The 3,345-nt window shown below is 63.0% G+C and carries 4 protein-coding genes and 1 pseudogene; 3 read left to right on the plus strand and 2 right to left on the minus strand.

The window, feature by feature from the left end:
* A pseudogene (locus VFB05_RS25340) lies at positions 1-440 on the minus strand (hypothetical protein); the annotation flags it as partial.
* A gap of 114 nt (positions 441-554) precedes the next feature.
* Here VFB05_RS25340 and tnpA point away from each other — a divergent pair.
* The 3 genes from tnpA (at position 555) to tnpC (ending at position 2,947) form a co-directional block, all read left to right on the plus strand.
* Positions 555-995, plus strand: a complete 441-nt coding sequence (tnpA, locus tag VFB05_RS25345) for an IS66-like element accessory protein TnpA (protein WP_325017483.1) — start codon at positions 555-557, stop codon at positions 993-995.
* On the plus strand, positions 992-1,348 hold the full coding sequence (gene tnpB, locus VFB05_RS25350) for an IS66 family insertion sequence element accessory protein TnpB (RefSeq protein ID WP_325017485.1): 357 nt from the start codon (positions 992-994) through the stop codon (positions 1,346-1,348). Before tnpA ends, tnpB begins: the two co-directional genes overlap by 4 nt.
* A gap of 69 nt (positions 1,349-1,417) precedes the next feature.
* Positions 1,418-2,947: an IS66 family transposase gene (gene tnpC, locus VFB05_RS25355; RefSeq protein WP_325017487.1), complete on the plus strand. Its 1,530-nt coding sequence runs from the start codon at positions 1,418-1,420 to the stop codon at positions 2,945-2,947.
* Here tnpC and VFB05_RS25360 read toward each other — a convergent pair.
* Positions 2,944-3,123: a hypothetical protein gene (locus tag VFB05_RS25360; protein ID WP_325017489.1), complete on the minus strand. Its 180-nt coding sequence runs from the start codon at positions 3,121-3,123 to the stop codon at positions 2,944-2,946. The genes tnpC and VFB05_RS25360 overlap by 4 nt on opposite strands.
* Positions 3,124-3,345: the final 222 nt, after the last annotated feature.

Here is a 3,345-nt window from a genome sequence, read left to right on the forward strand (position 1 = left end):
GTCATATTGACGACGATGTGGTCCGCATTGGCGTCGCCGGTCACTGTGAGAATGACTGACAGGTTAGCTCCGCCGAGTTGTCCTGAGGTGAATGTGGCGGTCGAGGCACTGAACGTGCTGAACAGCAGTTTCTCGATCGACAACAGCGAGGAACCGGTGAAGTCGGCGGTGTCCGTGAGTTGAAGGGTGTCGGTGCCGACGCCTCCATTATAAGTCTCACCCGCGACCGCGTCCCCCGTGTCGACGACCAGGGTGTCGTTACCGGAGCCCGCATTGATCGTGTCCATGCCCGAACAGCCGACGATGACATTGTCATTGCCGTTGCCGGTCAGCAGATCGTTAAAGGTCGAGCCGGTCAGGTTCGCAAAGTCGCCATTGAGCGTGTCGAAGCCGGCTCCCACAGTGTCTTGAGAGCCTGTTATGGACAGGTCGACCGTCACTCCGGACGCGGCTGTGTCATAACTGACCGTGTCAGTGTAAGCGCTGTGGCAATCCCACCTTCATTTGAAGCTGGCGATGGGCGACTGTGCGATGTCTGAATCGGAGATCGGCTTGTGTCTACGCTTGACCATGCGCTTAAACCGGAGGCGACGTCAGTGCGCCGGGTGGAGGTGATTACGGGGACTGGCCGGCGGCGCCAGTTGTCTGAGGATTTCAAGGCCGGGATTGTCGAAGAAACGCTTGTCCCTGGTGCGGTTGTGTCGGAGATCGCGCGCCGGAATGGGCTCACACCACAGCAGGTGTTCACCTGGCGCCGGCAGGCGCGCCAACGAACGGCGAGCGATGCTGAGGCTTCGAAGTTCGTGCCGGCAGTCGTGGAGCCGGGGGCGCCGGCGCGGTCATCACGTAGACGGTTGCGGAAACCGACACGCCAGGTGGATCGCAGTGCTGGCAGCATCGAGGTGGAGATCGAAGGCGTAACGGTGCGGATCGGCCGCGGCGCGGAAGCCGAGATGATGGCGGCGGTGCTTCGAGCCTTGAAGGCCGCCCGGTGATCGGTCCGACAGGCGCAGTTCGAGTGTTGGTGGCGACGACGCCAGTGGACTTCCGCAAGGGAGCCGAGGGTCTGGCGGCGTTGGTACGCGAGACCATGAAGGCCAACCCGTTCTCGGGCGCCGTCTATGTGTTCCGGGCGAAACGCGCGGATCGGGTCAAGCTGATTTACTGGGACGGCACCGGCGTGTGCCTGTTCGCCAAGCGGCTTGAGGATGGCAAGTTTCGCTGGCCGAACGTACAGGATGGAGTGATGCGACTATCGGCTGCGGAGCTCTCGGCGTTGTTGGAAGGGCTGGATTGGAAAAGGGTTCACGCGGCGCGAGAGACAGCAGCGCCGATGCAGCCTGCATGATTGCGGCACAGTGAATCAGCCGGTTGGAAACGCTCGCGACGCAGCACGACGCATGATCTACTGACCGCCATGACGACGGCGGAAGCTCTTCCTGACGACCCCGGCACGCTCAAGGCGATGCTGATTGCGGAGCGGGCGCAGAACGATCGGCTCCGTCAGATCATCAAGGAGTTGCAGCGTCATCGCTTTGGGCGCCGTGCCGAGACACTGTCCGAAGACCAGATGTTGCTCGGACTCGAAGATGTCGAGCAGGATGCGGCAGGTCATGAAGCCAAGATTGATGCGGCCAATGCGGCCGAGCGGGCAAGCCGGTCTGCCAAGCGGCGTCTGAACCGGGGATCACTGCCGGCGCACTTGCCGCGCGTCGAGACTGTGATCGATGTCGATGATCACACGTGCCCGTGCTGCGGCAACGCGCTGCATCGCATCGGGGAAGACACCGGCGAACGGCTTGACATCGTGCCAGCGCAGTTCCGCGTGCTGGTGGTGCGCCGGCCCAAATATGCCTGCCGGGCTTGCGAGAACGTGGTGGTGCAGGCGCCCGCACCAGCACGATTGATCGAGGGTGGATTGCCGACCGAGGCGACGGTAGCGCAGGTTCTCGTCTCTAAGTACGCCGATCATCTTCCGCTCTATCGCCAGGCTCAGATCTATACCCGGCAAGGCATCGAACTCGACCGCTCGACCTTGGCCGATTGGGTCGGCCGGGCGGGCTTTCTGCTGCGGCCCGTGCATGAGCGTCTGCTGACGGTACTGAAGGCCTCGGCCAAGCTGTTCGCCGACGAGACCACCGCGCCGGTGCTCGATCCCGGACGCGGGCGCACCAAGACCGGTCAGCTCTGGGCTTACGCGCGTGACGATCGGCCGTGGGGCGGCAGCGACCCGCCAGGCGTCGCCTATGTCTACGCGCCCGATCGCAAGGCTACGCAGCCAATCACCCACCTCTCCGGCTTCACCGGTATCCTGCAGGTCGACGGGTATGCGGGTTATCGGGCGCTCGCCAAGCGCAACGATGTGCAGCTTGCTTTCTGCTGGTCCCACGTCCGCCGCCGGTTTTACGAACTCGCAGCTGCGGGGCCGGCACCGATTGCCACCGAAGCACTCGAACGCATCGCCAAACTCTACGCCGTCGAGAAGGACATCCGCGGCCGCAACGCTGATGAGCGCCGCGCCGTCCGCCAGGATAGGAGCCGGCCGATCATTGATGGCCTGGAACCCTGGCTGCGCGCCAAACTCGCCGTCATCAGCCAGAAGACCAAGCTCGCTGAGGCAATCCGTTACGCTCTCTCGCGGTGGAACGGTCTTACCTACTTCCTCGACGACGGGCGGATCGAGATCGATTCCAATGTCGTCGAGCGCAGCATCAGACCGATTGCATTGAATCGGAAGAATGCGCTCTTCGCAGGCTCCGATGGCGGAGCCGAGCATTGGGCAGTCGTCGCATCGCTGATCGAAAGCTGCAAACTCAATGCCATCGATCCGCAAGCTTACCTTACCGACGTCATCACCAAGATCGTCAACGGCCATCCTAACAGCCGCATCGACGAACTGCTGCCCTGGGCCTACAACGTCAACCAACCATTGAAAAACGTGGCCTAAGGACGACGCTTACCTTCAAGCTGCGCCGGATCGTGGGGGGTCGCGTCCTGCGCGGCGGCGGACGGGATGAACGCGACGGGTGCCGGTGCTGCCGCCGCGCACACGAGCGCCGCCGCGGTGATGATGATCGCGGCGAGGCTGTGCAGCCAGTCGAGTCGGGTAGCATAGCGTGACATGGGTGCTCCCCGGCCGCCACCCTCTCACGCCACCCCTGGCAGGCTGTCAAGGAGGGTGGGTAACGCGGTATTAACAGCGAGACAGTGGAAATAAGCTGCGGTATTCTGGAACGGGTTCATCGCGAAACGAGGCGCGTATGGCCACATTTCTCCGCTGGACGTTGCCCATGCCGGTGGTCGCGGCACCGGGCGCGACGCAAGATCTGCCGACGATGCTGACCA

It is taken from the genome of Bradyrhizobium sp. (assembly GCF_035652035.1).
Classification (GTDB): domain Bacteria; phylum Pseudomonadota; class Alphaproteobacteria; order Rhizobiales; family Xanthobacteraceae; genus Bradyrhizobium.